The organism is Curtobacterium sp. NPDC089991, from assembly GCF_044748425.1.
In the GTDB taxonomy this organism is placed as follows: domain Bacteria; phylum Actinomycetota; class Actinomycetes; order Actinomycetales; family Microbacteriaceae; genus Curtobacterium.
Genome location: NZ_JBIVGB010000007.1, coordinates 150,844 through 167,865, shown reverse-complemented (window position 1 = coordinate 167,865; position 17,022 = coordinate 150,844). Strand labels below are relative to the sequence as shown.

Genomic DNA, 17,022 nt, shown 5'->3' with positions numbered 1-17,022 from the left:
GCGTCCGGCGGTCGGTTCGGTCGTCCGGACGGGAGGCACGGATCGCGTCGCATGGTCGGCGCGCGTTCCGTGGGCGGCTGGCCCTAGTGCATGTACAGGCCGCCGTCGACGTTCAGCGTCTGGCCCGTGACGAACCCGGCGTCCTCGCTGATCAGGTACGCGATGGCGGCAGCGATGTCCCGCGGTGTGCCGATGCGTGGCAGTACGCCGTCGGCGGCCATCTCGGTCTTGCGCTCCTCGGTCAGGGTCCCGCCCATGATGTCGGTGTCGATCGGACCGGGGGCGATGGCGTTGACGGTGACGCCGCGCGGGCCGAGCTCGCGCGCGAGGCCACGGGTCAGGCCGATCACGCCGGCCTTCGCCACCGTGTACGGGGTCTTGCTGAAGGTGCCGCCACCGCGCTGGGCCGAGACCGACGACAGGTTCACGATGCGGCCGTAGCCGTGCTGCACCATCGACTCCGCTGCCCGCAGGCTGGCGAAGTGCACGCCGTCGAGGTTGATCGACAGCACGCGGTGCCACTCCCCCTCGGGCAGGTCGAGGTAGGCGTGCGCGGACGAGACGCCGGCCAGGTTGACGAGGGCGACGATGGGGTCGAGTTCGGCCTCGATCGTGTCGAAGGCCGCCCGGACCGCGGTCTCGTCGGCGACGTTCGCACCGACGCCGACCGCGCGGACGCCGTGCTGCTCGCGGATCTCGGCGGCGACCTGTTCGCTCGAGGTCTGGTCGAGGTCGATGATCCCGATGTCCCACCCGGCCTCGGCCAGGTGGTGGGCGGTGGCGCGTCCGATGCCGCGCGGTGAGGCCGCTCCGGTGAGGACGGCGGTGCGGGGCTGGTTCTGCGTGTTCGTGTTCATGCTCGTCCCCCTCAGTGGATCGGCGCCGGGCCGAGGTCGTCGAGCAGCTTCTGCATCGCGACGTAGGCCTTGTTGCGGTAGGCGACGAGCTCCGGCGTCCGGTCGGCCGGTACCTCCAGGTACCCGGCGCCGGACTTCGTGCCGAGCTCGCCCGCCTCGACGTGCTGCTGCAGCGACGGCGGGGTGGCGAAGCGCTCGGGCCAACGGGTCTGCAGCGACTCGAAGCAGAACGCGTAGACGTCGAGACCGGCCATGTCGGCGATCGCGAACGGGCCGAAGAACGGCAGCCGGAACCCGAACGTGGTCCGCACGATGGTGTCGATGTCGTCGGGAGTGGCGATGCCCTCGTCGGCGATCTTCGTGGCCTCCTCGAACAGCGCGTACTGCAGGCGGTTCAGCACGAACCCGGTCGAGTCCTTCACCCGCGCCGACTGCTTGCCGGTCGCGGCGACGACGGTCTCGCCGACCGCGATCGCGTGCTCGTTCGTGGACGGGTGCGGGATGAGCTCGACGCCGGGGATGAACGGGGCCGGGTTCGAGAAGTGCACACCGAGGAACCGCTCCGGGCCCACGACGGCCTCGGCCAGCGACTCGATCAGGATCGTCGAGGTGTTCGAGCCGATGATCGCGTCGGGGCGGGCGGCTTCGCTGATGCGGCGGAGGGTCGCGTGCTTGATCTCGATCTTCTCGGGGACGGCCTCCTCGATGAAGTCGGCGTCGGCGACCGCTTCCTCGATGGAGGCGGCTGCGCTGAGGTGCGCGTCGACGCGAGCCACGGCGTCCGCGGGGAACAGGCCGTCCGTGACGAACTGCTCGGTCTCTGCGATGAGGCGGGCGCGGTTGGACGCGGCGATCTCGGCCGAGACGTCGGCGATCCGGACGGTGTGGCCGGCGAGGGCGAGGACCTGGGCGATCCCGCCGCCCATGTAGCCGGATCCGACGACGGCGATGTCGAGGGTGCTCATCGGGTTGCTCCTTCGGTGCTGGTTGCTGCAGTCGGGGTCGCCGTCGCCGTCGCGTCGAGCTTCGTCGTCGCGAGGACGGATCGGATGTACTGCTGGTTCGTGGCGCAGACGCCGAGGCTGTCCCCGCCGTACTGCTCGGTCATGACGATCCCGCGGAACCCGTCGGCGACGGCGTCGCGCAGGACCTGGCGGTAGTTGATGAGGCCCGTCTCCATCGTGCTCGGCGCGCTCGTCGCCCAGCTGCCGTCGCCGGCCTCGTCACGCGTGTAGTTCTTCACGTGCAGGTAGTTCGTGTGCGGCATGGTCTTCGCGAAGAGCTCCCGCCAGTCCTCGATCGGCCGGTGGAGGCGGATGAGGTTGGCGACGTCCGCGTTCAGGCCGACGTTGTCGAGCCCGATGTCCTCGACCAGTCGCACGGCGCTGTCGGCGGTGCCGAGGTAGGTGTCCTCGTACAGCTCGAGGGCCATCGGCAGTCCGACGGAGGCAGCGTGCTCACCGAGCTCCCGCAGGCGCTTGACCGCCGCGTTCCAGACCTCGGGGTCGTCCGGGTCCTTCGGGCCCTGCGCGGTCCAGAACCACAGCGCGCGCTTCTGGGCCTCGTTGAACGGCTGGTGCAGGCCCGTCGAGAACACCTGCATGCCCCACTCGGCCGCCGCATCGATGGTGCGGTGGGCGTAGGCGAGGTTGTCCTCCTCGTGTCCGGGCTGGATGACGCTCTTGCGCTGCAGGTGCACCGAGGGGATCCCGATGCCGTGCGCCTTCGCGACGGCGAACAGCTCGTCGCGGCGGGAGCGCTCGAGGTCCGCGGGGCGGATGTGGCTGTCGGCGAGTTCAGCGAGCGAGAACCCTGCGGCTGCGATCTGTGCGAACACGTCGTCCCAGACCGCGGCCGGGGCATCGTGGAACGCAGTGCCATCGCGCGTGACCTGGGCGAAGCCGTGCAGACAGGCGGCGATCGGCCAGGTGTCCGACGTCCAGGTGGTGGGGTCCCAATCCTGGTCGACCCAGTCCTGCGGTGTGCTCACGGAATGCTCCTTCGCATGTCGGGGTTCGGCGGTGAACCTCTTTCCTATAGGAAAGATACTCGCACCTCGACAGAGCGCAACCCCTGCGGGATCAGCTCGTGTGCGAAGCGTCCTCGCGCGACCGGAGCCGGACGGCGTCGATGTGGTGCCGCATCGCCGCGACCGCTTCGGCCGGCCCGACCGCGAGGGCATCGACCACCGCTCGGTGCTCGTGGACGGCGCGGTCGGTGTCGTCCCCGCCGCCCTCGACGATCTGCCGCATCCGGTGCACGCGGGTCGTGATGATCTCGGACATCTCCTCGAGGAACGGGTTCCGCGTGGCATCGAAGATCAGCTGGTGGAACTGCCAGTCGCTGCGGAAGAACCGGGCCATGAGTTCTTCCGACGCCTCAGCCGCACCGACCGCCGCGACCTCGTCGGCCACCGCAGCCTGCTCGTCGAGCGCCGTGCCGAGCCGCCCCCGCAGGGCGTCGACGTCACCGCGCGCAGCGAGCTCGACGGCACCGCTCTCCACGATGAGTCTGGCGTCGAACAGTGCCTCGAGTTGGTCGCCGGCCAAGGGTGGAGAGACCCGGTAGCCCTTGTTCGCCTCTCGGGTGACGAGGCCGGTGCGTTCGAGCTGCACGAGGGCTTCGCGCACCGGAGTCGGGGAGACGCCGAGGGTGCGGGCGAGCCCGTCGATCGACAGTCGCATGCCGGGTTCGACGTCGTGGCCCATCAGGACCTCGAGAACCCGGTCGTACACGCGGTCACGCAGGCCGAGCTGCGCGATGCGTTCGGTCCCGAAGCCGGGCATGGTCGTGGACATGTGTCGATCCTAGAGAATCCACGAATCCGACAGCTCGACCCTGATCAGTTGACGGCAGAATCGGCGAGCATCCCCGTCAGGTCGTCCTCCGAGGGCAGTGCCGCACGAAGCGTCGATGGAAGGAGGTCGTACCGAGCGACGCCGACCGGGGCTCCGTGCCCGCTGAGGGCGTACCGCACGACCGGGTCGTTCTTGTCAGCCACGAGCAGGAGCCCAACGGTGCCCGAATGCTGTTGGCGCCGGAGCCGGTCGTCTACCAGGGACACGTAGAACGACAGCTGGCCGAGGTGTTCGGGTTTGAACTTGCCGCTCTTGAGTTCGACGACGACGTACCGGAGCTGGTCGACGTGGAAGAAGAGAAGATCGACGAAGAAGTCGTCACCGTGAACCTCGAAGTGGACTTGCCGCCCGACGAACGAAAACCCAGTGCCGAGCTCCCGGAGCGTGTCGATGATGCGGTCGACGAGCCGCTCCTCGAGCTGTCGCTCCGTTGCACCTGCGTCGAGCGCCAAGAAGTCGAGCACGTACGGATCGCGCGTGATCTGCTGCGCCAGATCGGAGTCAGCCTCGTCGAGGACACGGTCGAAGTTGGTCAGTGCTGAGGTGAATCGCTCGTGGGCGTTCGTCGCGACGTGGTGCTCGAGGACGTTCCGGGACCAACCGTGCTCGAGCGCTTGCGCCGCGTACCGGTCACGGCGCTCTCGGCCGTCGAGGCGACCGAGCAACACGGTGATGTGACCCCACGGAAGTTGTGCAACAGGCTGTTGCACGACATCCGGACCAGGCCACGCTGCCGCGAAACTGCGCATGTAGAACACGTTCCGCCGTGAGAAGCCCTTCATCTCAGGAAAGGCGGTCCGGAGATCACGCGCCAACTGGTCCACGAGCCCACTCCCCCACCCTGCGGTTTGCTGGCGGTCGAGAATCATTGCGCCGATCTGCCAGTAGAGGCGGACTAGCCCTGTGTTGACACAGCGCTGCGCCGTGAACCTGGCGGATTGGACGCGCTTCTTCAGCGCATCGAGCGTTGCCGCGTAATTCTCGGGCAGGGCAGGTTGGGTCATCGCGAACGACCGTAGCCAGTGCGCGCGGTCAGCGGGCCCGTCCAGCTGATCCTGTGGACAGATCGACGACGCCGTCGCGTCCGCTCAGTACAGCACCGCGATCCCCCGCAGATCGCCGAGCCCGAGCGTCCGCTGCGCCGTGTCGCACACCGTGGACGACGGCTTCATCACGAGCCCCGACTTCTGCGCCGTGTGCCCGAGCCCGTACGAGTGCCCCCACTCGTGCGTCGCGATGCCGCGCAGGTCGAACCGGTTGCCCGAGCAGGTGCTGGTCGATCCCCACCGGTGGCCCGTCGAGTACCGCTGGTCGGTCTCGAATGCGACCCCGCCCGTGAAGGACCAGATGCACGTCAGCGCCAGGGTCTTCGACGGCAGCTTGCCCCACCCGACCACGCTCGTCCGGTTCGAGGTTCCGCAGCCCCCGTCAGCGGTGACCGCAGCCTGCTGCTTCGCGGTGCCGAGGTACTCCTGGGCCGCCGTCGACTGGATCGTCTGACCGCACGCCGTGATCGTGCCGGTCCACGCTTCGGCACCGCTCTGGATCGCTGCGACCTTCGACACCTTCGCCCCGGTCGGGTTGTACCGCCACCGGATCGGCGACTCCCAGTGCGCGCCGGTCAGCACGTACGCCTTGCTCCCGCAGCTCGCGGACGTCGTGGCGCCGCTGTGCGAGACAGTGCCACGGATCGTCGCCCCGAGCGTTCGGCGCTGCTGGGCTGCGCGTTCCTGCCGGACGGCGGCGGGCGATCCGCCCCACACCTCGTCGACCTGCACGGCGATGCCCGCGGCACCGCGGTTCGCGATCACCACGTCCCCGGGGTCGGTGTCCCCTTCCGCGACCGGGGCAGCAGTGAGCGTGGTGCCGGCTGCGGGCACTGCGAAGGTCCGGCCGTCCTCGAGCGCCACCACGCCGGAGTCGACGCGGCACCCGGAATCGAGATCGTGGACCGAGATGCTGTCGCCTCGGCAGCTCGCCGCCTCGGCGAGCCCCGGTGCGGCGATGACCGCCGTCAGGACGAACCCGAGTGCGACCGCGGCGGCGGTCTTCGATGACGTGCGCACTGCGCCCTCCTTGATCACGCCGCACCCGAACCACGGTGGCGGACGGCTGCATCAGTGTCCGGGGGCGCGGGAGGGCCGACAAGCCCCCAGAACGGCCGCGGTGCGCAGAGCGGACCGGGTAGCGTGCCGCCATGCAGTGGGGCGACACCGGACTCGACGGCCACCAGATCGCGTTCGTGCTCCGCACGCTCCCCGATGCCGTCCTCGTGGCGGACGACTCGTGGGGGCTCCTCGACACGAGGGTCCTGCACGTCGTCAACGGCGCCGTCAGCTACACCGTGAAGGCGTCGGGCCCGGACAACACCCACTTCCCCCGGGAACTCGAGGCCCACCGGACCGTGACCGACGCCCTGTGCACTGCCGGGGACGCCGGTGCCCTCGTGTCCGCCGACGAAGACCACCGTGTCCTCGTCCTCGAACGCGTCCCTGGTCACCTCGCGCTCGGTACTGCGGACGAGCACGCCCCTGACGTCCACCGGCAGGCCGGCGCAGTCCTCCGGCGTCTGCACGACCACGGCACCCGGCACGACCCGACGTTCCTGCTGCACGAGCAGGCGAAGGCCTTCCGTGCCCTCGATACCCCGCACCGGATCTCGCCCGACGTCGCCGCCCGGACCCGCGCGGCACTCGAGATGCTCCCCGCCGACCACCCGGACGAGCCCCTGGTCCCGACCCACGGCGACTTCCACCCGCGCAACTGGATCGTCGACGACGAAGACGACCGCCACGGACGGCTCCGCGTCATCGACTTCGGCCGCTTCGGCTGGCGCCCGGCCTCGTTCGACCTCACCCGCCTCGCGGTGCTGCACTGGCAGGACGATCCGACCCTCGAAGCGGCGTTCTTCGACGGCTACGGCAACGATCCGCGCGAGTCAGATGCCTGGCGCTGGTTGCAACTCCGCGAGGCCGTCGGCACCGCGACCTGGGCCTACGCGGTCGGTGACGAGGGCTTCGAGGCACAGGGCCACGACATGCTCCGGGACGCCCTCGCCGCCTTCTGACGGTCAGGAACGAGCCCAGCTCACGGCACCCGCACGAACCGCGGCGCCCCGCGATCCCGCAGCCGGAACCCGAGGTGCTGGTACAACCCGATCGCCCCGGTGTTCCCGGCGGCCGCGTGCATGAGCGGCGTCTCCCCACGCTCGCGGATCCCGTGCGCGACGGCGAGCACCAGCCGCCGCCCGAACCCCTGACCTCGGTACTCCGCATCGGTGCACACGGCGCTGATCTCGGTCCACCCCGGCGGGTGCAACCGCTCCCCCGCCATGGCGACGAGCCGTCCGTCCCGCCGGATGCCCAGGTACGTGCCGAGCTCGATGGTGCGCGGAAGGAACGGCCCCGGCTTCGTCCGCTCCACCAGGGCGGTCATCTCCGGCACGTCGTCGGATGTCAGCACGACGGCTTCGTCGTCGGGCGCCCCCTCGATCGCCTCACCGGTGAGCTGCACGCCGCCGGCGCCCTCGACGAGCTCCCACCCCGACGGTAGGACGGCAGCGGCACCGACGCCGAGCATCCCGCCCGACCCGAGCAGCGCCCGCACGTCCTCCCAGTCCTGCGCAGTGGGTTGCTCGGGGATCCCTGTCCACACCGACACGTCGGTCTGGTACCGGACGACCTCGCCACGCCGCTCGGCGAACCGTGCGTGGTGGCTGTTCAGCGCGGCCATGGCGGGCGCGTCGAGCATCCGCGTCGGGGTGCCGTCGTCGGCGATCGTCAGGTCGAGGGTCCGGAGTGCTTCGCCGCGGGCATCACCACCACGGAACCCGAGGTCCTCGAGCCGCCGACGATCGCCGTCCGCCCACCCGGCGGTGTCCGCGACGACACCGGAGGCGTAGTGGTTCGTGGCGCGTTGGACGACCTGCTCGACGTCCGCTGCCGAGGTCACGAGGACCTCTCCCGGTCGGGGCAGCGCGGTCGAGGTCGGCGCAGTCGTCGTCATCCCACCATTCTCTGCCCGCGGCGAGCGCCGCCACCGCATCGTTGCACCCCGTGACGGCACAGTGCGAGGTTGTTCACCTGGTGCGAGGAAACAACCTCGCACCGAGTGTGAAACCTCGCACCAGCGAGCACCCCCACCAGACCGAGCGCCCCGCCTCACCCCAGCCGCGACGCCACGAACTCCACCATCCGCCGCACCAGCAGCGCCCGCGACGACGCCCGCCGGTACTCGTGCCCCTCGCCCGCGAGCTCCAGGTACTCGACGTCGTGCGCCCGCTCCCGCAGCGCCGCGACCACCTGGTGCGCCTCGCCGATGGGGACGTTCGTGTCGAGCTCGCCGTGCACGGCGAGCAACGGCGCCGTGACGTCGTCGATCGCCCGCATCGGCGACAGGGCCGCGAGCAGCGCTTCGTCGTCGACGGGGTGTCCGTACTTCGTCGCAGCGGCAGAGGCGATCCACGGTTCGGTGTCCCGGTAGAACGTGGCGAAGTCGCTCATCCCGCACACGGCGACACCTGCCGCGAACACGTCGGGCGTGAACGCCAGGGATGCGAGGGTCGCGTACCCGCCGTAGGAGCGGCCCTCGACGGCCACCCGGGAGCGGTCGGCGTACCCGTTCGACACCAGGAACCGTGCGCAGTCCACGACGTCGGCGAGCGCGTTCCAGCGCAGGGCCAGGTCGTCGGCGTGCACGAACTCGTGTCCGTACCCGGACGATCCGCGGATGTTCGGGGCGAGGACGGTCACGCCCGCTGCGGCGAGCGCCTGGTGCTGCGGCGAGAACGTGGGTCGTTCCTGCGACTCCGGTCCGCCGTGCAGGTGGACGAGCGCTGCGCGCGGGCCGGGAGGCACGGCAGCAGCAGCACGAGCGCCGACGGCCGACGACGTGGCCGGCTCCACCGCCCGGTACAGCCAGGCGGTCAGCTCCAGTCCGTCACGGGCGGTGAACCGCTCGAGCGTCGGCTCGACCAGCTGCACGTCCGGCAGCGCGGGGACGTCGGTGACCCGGCTCCAGGTGAGCGCGTTCGTGTCGAGCCGCCACAGTTCGCGGGGCCGGGTCGGTCCTTCGACGGCGAGCAGCACGCTCCGACCGTCGCGGCTCAGCACGGGATCGGTGACGACGTACCCGGGCAGGTCGGGCACCGGTGTGCGCGAGGCGTCGTGGGTGTTGATGAGGTCGAGTTCGCTGCGCCCGTCGACGTTCCAGACGAGCAGCAGCGTGCGGCCGGCGTCGTCGGCGTCGAGGTACTCGAGTTCGGCGTCGGCGCGCTCGATGATCCGTCGGGGCGTGCCACGCCAGCCGTGTGGTCCGACGGGCTGGGCGACGAGTCCGCGGCGGGGCAGTCCGGCCTCGGTGGCGACGTAGGCGACGAGGGGGCTGGTCTCGCTCGCGGGCGAGGGCCGCAGGAACGCGATCTCGGCGGACCCGTCGGGGTCGTCGGCGAACAGGGCGTGGCTCTCGTCGGTCAGCCGGTCGACGACGACCACGAACTCCTGGCCGCGCTGCCCGTCACTGAGCACGACGAGGCGTTCCTCCACCGACAGGTCGAGGATGTGGATGAGTTCGCCGACGGCCAGGTCGTCGCGGTCGCCGGACACCGGGTCGACCAGGTACGAGCGGGCCGGCTGGTCGGCTTCGGTCGAGGGCAGCGTGATGACGACCCGGTGCCCGCTGCGGCTCCACGGGCCGAGCTCGGCGTGCTGGTAGCGCGAACCGGCGATCTGCGCGGCGTCGGTGCCGTCCGGCCGCACCACCCAGACCTGCTGCTTCACGCCGCCGTCGGTCGCGATCGCCACGGCGAGCCACTCCCCGTCGGACGACCACGACACCCGGATCACGGGGTCGTCGGACAGCGCGATCCGGACCGGTTCCGGCAGTTCGCCGTCGACGACGACGTCCTGCACGAACACCTCGGGCGTGCCGTGCCGGTCGGACACGAACGCCACGCGCCGGGCGTTCCGGGTCATGGTGGGGCCCCACGACCCCCAGGCGGCGGCGAGCCGCTCACCCAGGTCGGCCGCGGCCCTGGTCGTGACCGAGGGACGGACGTCGGCCGACGACGCGACGCTCGCCGAGCCTCCAGTCCGGGTGGAACCCACGTTCACCGCACCCCCTGCTGCTGCAGCCACATCTCGATCAGGCCGAGCTGCCAGAGCGCGTTCGCGCCGATCTCGGTTCGCGTGCTGTTCGGGTCCTGGAGCATCCGCTCGACCGTACCCGGGTCGAACAGGCCGCGCTCACGTGCTTCCGGCGCGTGCAGTGCCGTGCACACCCGCTCCAGGTACGGGCCCTCGAGCTGCCGGATCGCGGGCACCGGGAACGACCCCTTGCTGCGGTCGATGACACTGTCGGGGACGATGCCGCGCGACGCCCGCTTCATCACGCCCTTGCCGCCGTCCGACAGCTTGAGCGCGGGCGGGATCGCGCCGGCGAGCTCGACGAACTCGTGGTCCAGGAACGGCACGCGGGCCTCGAGGCCCCACGCCATCGTCATGTTGTCGACGCGCTTGACCGGGTCGTCGACGAGCATCGTCATCGTGTCGCTGCGGAGCGCAGCATCCACGCTCGTCTCCGCGCCCGGAACCGCGAACGCAGCGTCCACGAACGCCGACGGGGTGTCGTCGTCGCTCTTCCAGCGCTCCCCGAGCAGCCCCTGCAGCGCCGGCCACCTGCGGTCCATGAACACGGAACGGTAGGCCTCCGCCGCCTGGTCGCGGGGGACGTCGGCCAGCGGCGGGTACCAGTCGTAGCCGGCGAGCACCTCGTCGGCACCCTGGCCGGACTGCACGACCTTGACGTGCTGCGAGACCTCCTGCGACAGCAGGTAGAACGCGACGCAGTCGTGGCTGACCATCGGCTCGCTCATGGCGGCGACCGCACCGTCGATGCCGTCGAGCAGGCGCGTCGACGGGATGTGGATGCGGTGGTGGTCGGTGCCGAAGTGCTTCGCGACCTGGTCCGAGTACTCGAACTCGTCGCCGGACTCACCGCCAGCGGCCTCGAAGCCGATGCTGAACGTGGCGAGGTCCTGCTGCCCGGCCTCGGCGAGCAGTCCGACGACCAGGGATGAGTCGATGCCACCGGACAGCAGCACGCCGACGGGGACGTCGGCCACCATCCGGCGCTCGACCGCGGTGCGGAGCGACCCGATGAACGCCTGCTCCCAGTCCTGGTCGGTCCAGTCGGCCCTGGCGGGGTCGCGCTCGAACCTGGGCTCCCAGTAGACGGTGTCGCGGGACGTGCCGTCGCGCTCGATCACCCGGACGGTGGCCGGCGGGAGCTTGCCGACGCCGGACAGGATCGTGCGGGGTGCCGGCACGATCGAGTGGAAGCTCATGTAGGAGGCGAAGGCGACGGGGTCGATGGACGTGTCGATGCCGCCGCCGGCCAGCACCGCAGGCAGGGACGACGCGAAGCGGAGCCCGCCAGGTACCTGTGCCACGTACAACGGCTTGATGCCGAGCCGGTCCCGCGCGAGCACGAGTCGGCCGCTGGCGTGCTCCCAGATCGCGATGGCGAACATGCCGATCAGGTGCTCGACGAAGGCCGTGCCCCACTCGGCGTAGGCGACGGCGATGACCTCGGTGTCCGACGTCGAGAAGAACTCGTGACCCTTGCCCCGCAGCTCGTCACGCAGCTGCTCGTAGTTGTAGACCATGCCGTTGTAGGCGATCGTCAGTCCGGCCCGGGGCAGCACCATCGGCTGCCCACCGGCGGTGGACAGGTCGACGATCGACAGCCGTCGGTGCCCGAGCGCGACCGGTCCGCGTGCCCACAGCCCGTCACCGTCGGGGCCGCGGTGCACCATGCACCCGGTCATCCGCGCCACTGCTCCGACGTCCGTGGCCGTGCCATCGAACCGGATCTCACCCGCGAGTCCACACATCAGCGTTCCCCTGTCGTCCCGATGATCCACGTGTCCTTGGCGCCGCCGCCGCGCGACGAGTTCACGACCATGCTGCCCTCGGGTGCGACCCGGGTCAGGGCGACGTCGGCGAGTTGCGCGTCGTCCACTCCGGTGCCGGTCAGGTAGACGAACGCGCGCAGGTCGACGTGCCGTGGGTCGAGGCCCGCCGGTCCGATGGTCGGGTGTGACGACAGCTGCACCACTTCCTGCCCGACCCAACCAGCCGGGTCCGCGGCGATCTCACGCCGTCGCTCGGCGACCTCGGGAGCGCTCGCGCTCGGCCCGATCAGGACCCCGCGTCCGCCTTCGCCGTCGACCGGCTTCGTCACGAGTTCGCCGACCCGGTCGAGCACGGACAGCCGTTCGCCCTCGATGCTCGTGCGGTACGTCGGCACCGACTCGAGCAGCGGCTTCTCGTCCAGGTAGTACCAGATCAGGTCCGGCACGTTGACGTACATCGCCTTGTCGTCGACCAGGGCGTTGCCCGGGGCGTTCGCCAGGTGGACGTGTCCGGCCTCGGCGACGTCGAGGACGCGGGCGCCCAGCTCCGGCGCGTGGTCCGCGGTCAGGGCCCGCACGTCGCGGTCGATCCGCAGGTACAGCCCGTCGAGCACGTCGCCGGTCGTCGCGTCGACCACGCGTCCGTCACGGACGTCCAGGTCAGACCCGGCCAGGAGGCGCAGCCCGGCTCCGTCGGCCAGCCTGCGGTGCTCGAACCACGCGCCGGCGGCGGGGCCGTCGCTGACGAGTGCGAGCACCGGGTCCGGGTTGCCGGTCACCGCGGTCGCGTTGGTGCGCAGGGTCTCGCGCAGCCGGTCGGTCACGCCGTGCGGGTCCCGCAACAGCGCCGGACGGGGCGCGTCGGGCACGACGGCGTCCATGAGCTCGCGGAGGGCGATGCCGTAGGCCACCCCGGAGGGCGAGCGCACGTTGTCCTCGAGCACCCGCCAACCGCCGAACTCGTTCCGCACCAGGTCGAAGCCGAGCACGGGTGCCCGCACCGCGTGACCGGGCAGGCGCGAGGCGTCGGGGTCCCAGCCGTTCGCCCCGACGAACTGGTGCTCGTCCATGACCCCGTCGGCCACGATCCGCCGCTCGCCGTACACGTCGCGCAGGAACAGCTCGATCGCCCGTGCGCGCTGCCCGAGGCCACGCTCCAGCTGCGACCACTCGTACGCGCTGATCGTCCGCGGCACCAGGTCGCACCCGAACGCCTGCACGCCGCCGTCCACGACGAAGCCGACCTCGTGCTCGCGCGTCCAGGCGTCGCGCGCGGCACAGTGCTCGTTCGTGGTGTCGGCGTCCCAGGCGGTGAAGTACGTCGCCAGGTCGCGGAACGCCGGACGGGGGCGGGCACCGGGGCCGACCGCTTCGTCGCCGGCGCGCACCCGGTAGCCGGGGACCGCGACCGCCGGGTCCTCGTCACGACCGGACGGCGTGCCGGCGGTGTCCTCGACCACCAGGGCGACGACGTCGTCGAGCTCCCCGCGCTCGGCGTACGCGGTGCGCTGTCGATCGGTGGAGTTGCCGCGGGCCAGGGTGTCCTCGAGCAGGTCCGTGACGGTGCCCCAGTCGCCGAGCTCCTCGAGTTCCGGGCGCAGGCGGGACACCAGTTGCCGGACGGCGACCTCGGCGGGCAGGCGGTCCGGGTGCTGCCCGAGGCCGAGCAGTTCGCCGCTCAGCCCCGTGCGCGCCGCCTGCCACATCGCTGCACGGTGCAGGGGTTCGCTGCGGGGGTGCCACTCGGCGCCGGACTCGACGGCGACCTCGGCCTTCCGCACCGCTGCCCGGAACAACCCGGCGATGAGCACCGCGTCGTCGACGATCGGGGTGGCGTCGCACACCCGGAGTTCGAGTGTCGGAGCGTGCGACGACGGCCGCACGTCGAAGTACGCCATCTTCTTGTCGGCGATCACCCCCGAGGCGATCAGGTCGTCGAGCACCTTGTCGTACTCCGCCGCGTTCGACACCCGTCCGAAGCTGCCGGCCGACGGCCACCGCTGCCAGATGATGCTGCGGAACGACGAGTACCCGGTGTCCTGCCCGTTCCAGAACGGACTCGACGCGCTCAGGGCCAGCAGCACCGGCAGCACCGGCGCGACCCGTTGCGCGATCTGCACCGCCAGGTCGCGGTCGCTCACACCGACGTGCACCTGCAGGCCGCAGATGAGCTGCTCGTCGACGAGCATCCGGTACTGCTCCTGCATCCGGCCGTAGCGCCCGCCGCTGGTCAGTTCGAAGTCGGCGTACTCGGACCGCGGCGCGGTGCCCACCGACGCGATGGTGACCCCGGCCGGTGCGATCGCGGCGCTGAGCTCTCGGCGCAGGTCGACGATCACCCGCCGCAGGTCGTCGAGGGTACGCACCACGGGGGTGTTCGTCTCGATGGTCGTGCGCTGCAGTTCCGCGCCGAAGCGGTCGGCGGGCAGCTTGGGCAGAAGGCGCGGGGCCTTCGCGGAAAGTCGGCCGGACTCGAGGTCGATGAGGTGCAGCTCTTCCTCGGCGCCGAGCGTCAGCTCTGCACTCATGGCTGGAACCTACGCGCGGCCGCTGTGGCGTGCGCCGCGGCACACCGCCTGACGCATGCTCGTAACAAGGTCGTCCTCGTGCGCTGCAGTTCCGCACCGGAGCGGACGGAGAGTCAGCGCGCCGGGGTCACGGCGTCGAGGACTCGCGGACGAGCAGCTCCGGCTCCAGGAGCGTCGCGGTGTGGTGGTGCCGCGGCCCTTCGGTGAGTTCGGCGAGCAACCGAGCGACCGCCGCTTCACCCATCGCGCGCTTCGGCTGCCCGACCGTCGACAACGGGAGTGCCCCCTCGGTCGACAACGCGAGGTCGCCGTAGCCGACGACGACGGCGTCGGACGGTGTCCGCACGCCCTCGGCCGCCATGCCACGGATCACGCCGAGTGCGAGCTGGTCGTTGGTGCAGAACACCCGCCGCGGGGCGCCAGCGAGGACGAGGCGTCGACCGATGTCGAAGCCGGAGTCGATCGTCATCGCATCCGTCTCGAACTCCACGATCGCGTCCGGGTCGAGCCCGCGCCCCGCGACCGCGCTCCGCGCACCGCTGCGCCGATCCTCGCACTGACGGATCGACCGGAGGCCGTTCACCAGGGTCAGCCCGTCGCCAGGCAGGTCCAGCAGGTGCTCGGCGGCGAGCGCGCCGCCGTGCCGGTCGTCGATGGCGACCGAGCAGCTCTCCCCGGGGTCCGCCCCACGGTCGACGAGGATGAGCCGTGACCCGATGCGTCGCAGCATCGAGAGGCGTGAGGAGTCCGCCGTCAGCGGGACGACGAGGACACCGGCCGCACGCTGCCGCGCGAGGGTGTCGAGCTGTCGGAGCTCCTTCGCCGGGTCGTCGTGGCTCACGCAGAGCGCGAGCGAGTACCCACTGCGATCGGCGGCGTCGGACACCGCGTCGACGATGGTCGCGTAGAAGGGGTTCACGACGTCGGGGATGACGAGACCGAACAGTCGGTTGAACCCGGTCCGGAGTGCCGCCGCTGCCTGGTTCGGCACGAAGTCGAGTTCGCGGATCGCCGCCTCGACCTTGCTCCTGGTCTTCGCGGTGACCATCTCGGGACGGTTGATCGTGTTCGAGACGGTCGCGGTGGAGACACCCGCGAGTTGCGCGACGGCAGCGAGCCCGAGGTCCTGGATGCCCGCCACGCGGTCAGTCAAGCACGATCACCGCCCCCCTGCCACTCGATTCGGCGCCGACTGTTGACAGGAGCCGAGCCACCGGGCATCCTCACTTTTAATCGATTAAATCATGATCGGTCCAAGTTCCACCGTCGATGGCGACGTGGCACGCTCCACGCCCGTCGACGACGTTGACAAGGGAGTGAACGTGCTCGGAACCAAGTGCAAGATCGTCCTCGGGGTGGCTACCGCCGCCTTGTCCGTCGCCGCGCTCACCGGCTGCACCTCCGGTGCCCAGAGCGCCACGGGCGACCACACCACCCTCACCCTGGCGGTCTCCGGTCGGCCCCCGTCGCTCGACCCCGCGCTGCAGTCGAGCGCCGGTGACCTGGTCTGGCGGTGGCACGCGGTGTACGACACCCTGCTGCGCTGCGACCAGAACGGGAAGGTGCACCCGGCGGCCGCCAAGAGCTTCTCGATGAGCGACGACGCCAAGGCGCTCACGATGAAGCTCCGCGACGGGATGGAGTTCTCCGACGGCAAGCCGGTCGACGCGGCCGCGGTGAAGGCGTCGATCGAGCACATGCAGACCGGCGGCGGCAGTGATGCCGGCCGGGTCGCGGGGATGCAGATCACGACGCCGGACTCCGACACGGTCGTGCTCACCGCGAAGGAACCGACCGGGCAGCTGCCGACGTTCATGTGCTTCGCGCCGGGGATCGTCGCCAGTCCCGCGCAACTCGACAGCAAGGACGTCGGGTCGAAGGTCGTCAGCTCCGGGCCGTACACGCTCGTACCGTCGAAGACGACGAGCGGGTCGGTCTACACGTTCCAGAAGCGCGACGACTACTGGAACGCGAAGGAGTACCCGTACGAGAACCTCGTGCTCAAGGTGATGCCCGACGTGAACGCGCGACTCAACGCGCTGCGCTCGAAGGAGATCCAGGGCGCCGTCATCGACCAGTCCACCGCGGCTCAGGCGTCGTCGTCCGGCCTCGAGGTCCTGTCGCACCTGTCCGGCTGGAGCGGACTCGCCATCGCCGACCGCGCCGGCGAGACCGTCCCGGCACTCGGCGACGTCCGCGTCCGCCAGGCGATGAACATGGTGTTCGACCGGAAGGCGATCGCGAAGGGCCTGTTCAACGGTGAGGCGACCCCGACGACACAGATCTTCACGCCGAACGAGACCGCCTACCAGGCGAAGCTCGACGACCGGTACGCCTACGACGTCGAGAAGGCGAAGCAGTTGATGCAGGACGCGGGGTACGCCGACGGGTTCACCCTCCAGATCCCGAACCAGGCGAGCGATGACGGCAGCGGCAACAAGGTCAACCCGATGGTCGTGCAGCAGCTCGCGCTCCTGAAGATCAAGGTCGACCAGGTCACGATCTCCGGACCGACCGCCCAGGACAAGGTGCTCCGCGGTGACTTCCCGGTGTTCCCCATCCAGCTCGGCACCGCGGACTCGCTCTTCGACATCGTCCAGTCGCTGCAGCCGGACTCGATCTGGAACGTCCGGCACACCAGCGACCCGGAGCTCCAACCGCTCCTCGACAAGGCGCAGACCCTGCAGGGCTCGGCCGCCGACGAGAACGCTCAGGCGATCAACGAGTACGTGGTCGACCAGGCCTGGTACGTGCCGTGGGTGGACGTGAAGAGCTACTTCGCGCTGACCTCGAAGGACCTCGCTCCGGAACAGACCGACCAGTTCCACCTCATCCCGAACCTGTGGGACTTCCGGTGACGGCGGGCG

Annotated in this window: 13 protein-coding genes; 2 read left to right on the top strand and 11 right to left on the bottom strand. The window is 70.6% G+C overall.

The features are described 5' to 3' along the window. Window positions 1–83: 83 nt before the first annotated feature. The 6 genes from ACIPV1_RS17855 to ACIPV1_RS17830 form a co-directional block, all read right to left on the bottom strand. Entirely contained in the window at window positions 84–857 is a 774-nt protein-coding gene (locus ACIPV1_RS17855) for an SDR family NAD(P)-dependent oxidoreductase (protein ID WP_402726952.1), read from the bottom strand. 11 nt (window positions 858–868) lie between these two features. After that, window positions 869–1,822: a 3-hydroxyacyl-CoA dehydrogenase family protein gene (locus tag ACIPV1_RS17850; RefSeq protein WP_402726951.1), complete on the bottom strand. Its 954-nt coding sequence runs from the start codon at window positions 1,820–1,822 to the stop codon at window positions 869–871. Further along, entirely contained in the window at window positions 1,819–2,847 is a 1,029-nt protein-coding gene (locus tag ACIPV1_RS17845; protein ID WP_402726950.1) for a sugar phosphate isomerase/epimerase family protein, read from the bottom strand. The genes ACIPV1_RS17850 and ACIPV1_RS17845 overlap by 4 nt, the downstream gene beginning before the upstream one ends. Window positions 2,848–2,938: 91 nt before the next feature. Then, the gene (locus ACIPV1_RS17840) at window positions 2,939–3,655 is read right to left on the bottom strand and encodes a GntR family transcriptional regulator (RefSeq protein ID WP_402726949.1); all 717 of its coding nucleotides are present in this window, start codon (window positions 3,653–3,655) and stop codon (window positions 2,939–2,941) included. 44 nt (window positions 3,656–3,699) lie between these two features. Then, the gene (locus tag ACIPV1_RS17835) at window positions 3,700–4,719 is read right to left on the bottom strand and encodes a YhcG family protein (protein WP_402726948.1); all 1,020 of its coding nucleotides are present in this window, start codon (window positions 4,717–4,719) and stop codon (window positions 3,700–3,702) included. 84 nt (window positions 4,720–4,803) lie between these two features. Then, window positions 4,804–5,781 carry a matrixin family metalloprotease gene (locus tag ACIPV1_RS17830; protein ID WP_402726947.1) on the bottom strand — a complete coding sequence of 326 codons (978 nt, stop codon included), beginning with the start codon at window positions 5,779–5,781 and terminating at the stop codon, window positions 4,804–4,806. A 131-nt stretch (window positions 5,782–5,912) separates the two neighbouring features. Here ACIPV1_RS17830 and ACIPV1_RS17825 point away from each other — a divergent pair, with 131 nt between their 5' ends. Then, window positions 5,913–6,782: a phosphotransferase enzyme family protein gene (locus ACIPV1_RS17825; protein ID WP_402726946.1), complete on the top strand. Its 870-nt coding sequence runs from the start codon at window positions 5,913–5,915 to the stop codon at window positions 6,780–6,782. Between the two features lie 20 nt (window positions 6,783–6,802). Here the strand turns inward: ACIPV1_RS17825 and ACIPV1_RS17820 are convergent, their stop codons facing one another. From ACIPV1_RS17820 to ACIPV1_RS17800, 5 genes are all read right to left on the bottom strand, one after another. Then, window positions 6,803–7,720 (bottom strand): GNAT family N-acetyltransferase, encoded by a 918-nt coding sequence (locus tag ACIPV1_RS17820; RefSeq protein ID WP_123937155.1) that lies wholly within the window; start codon window positions 7,718–7,720, stop codon window positions 6,803–6,805. Between the two features lie 155 nt (window positions 7,721–7,875). Next, on the bottom strand, window positions 7,876–9,825 hold the full coding sequence (locus ACIPV1_RS17815) for a S9 family peptidase (protein ID WP_402726945.1): 1,950 nt from the start codon (window positions 9,823–9,825) through the stop codon (window positions 7,876–7,878). Next, window positions 9,822–11,606: an N-acetylglutaminylglutamine amidotransferase gene (locus tag ACIPV1_RS17810; protein WP_402726944.1), complete on the bottom strand. Its 1,785-nt coding sequence runs from the start codon at window positions 11,604–11,606 to the stop codon at window positions 9,822–9,824. Before ACIPV1_RS17810 ends, ACIPV1_RS17815 begins: the two co-directional genes overlap by 4 nt. Further along, window positions 11,606–14,155: a glutamate--cysteine ligase gene (locus ACIPV1_RS17805; protein ID WP_402726943.1), complete on the bottom strand. Its 2,550-nt coding sequence runs from the start codon at window positions 14,153–14,155 to the stop codon at window positions 11,606–11,608. Before ACIPV1_RS17805 ends, ACIPV1_RS17810 begins: the two co-directional genes overlap by 1 nt. A gap of 127 nt (window positions 14,156–14,282) precedes the next feature. Continuing rightward, on the bottom strand, window positions 14,283–15,296 hold the full coding sequence (locus tag ACIPV1_RS17800) for a LacI family DNA-binding transcriptional regulator (RefSeq protein WP_185094122.1): 1,014 nt from the start codon (window positions 15,294–15,296) through the stop codon (window positions 14,283–14,285). 181 nt (window positions 15,297–15,477) lie between these two features. Between ACIPV1_RS17800 and ACIPV1_RS17795 the strand changes: the two genes are divergently transcribed. Then, window positions 15,478–17,013, top strand: coding sequence for an ABC transporter substrate-binding protein (locus ACIPV1_RS17795; RefSeq protein WP_185094121.1), 1,536 nt, complete (start codon window positions 15,478–15,480; stop codon window positions 17,011–17,013). Window positions 17,014–17,022: the final 9 nt, after the last annotated feature.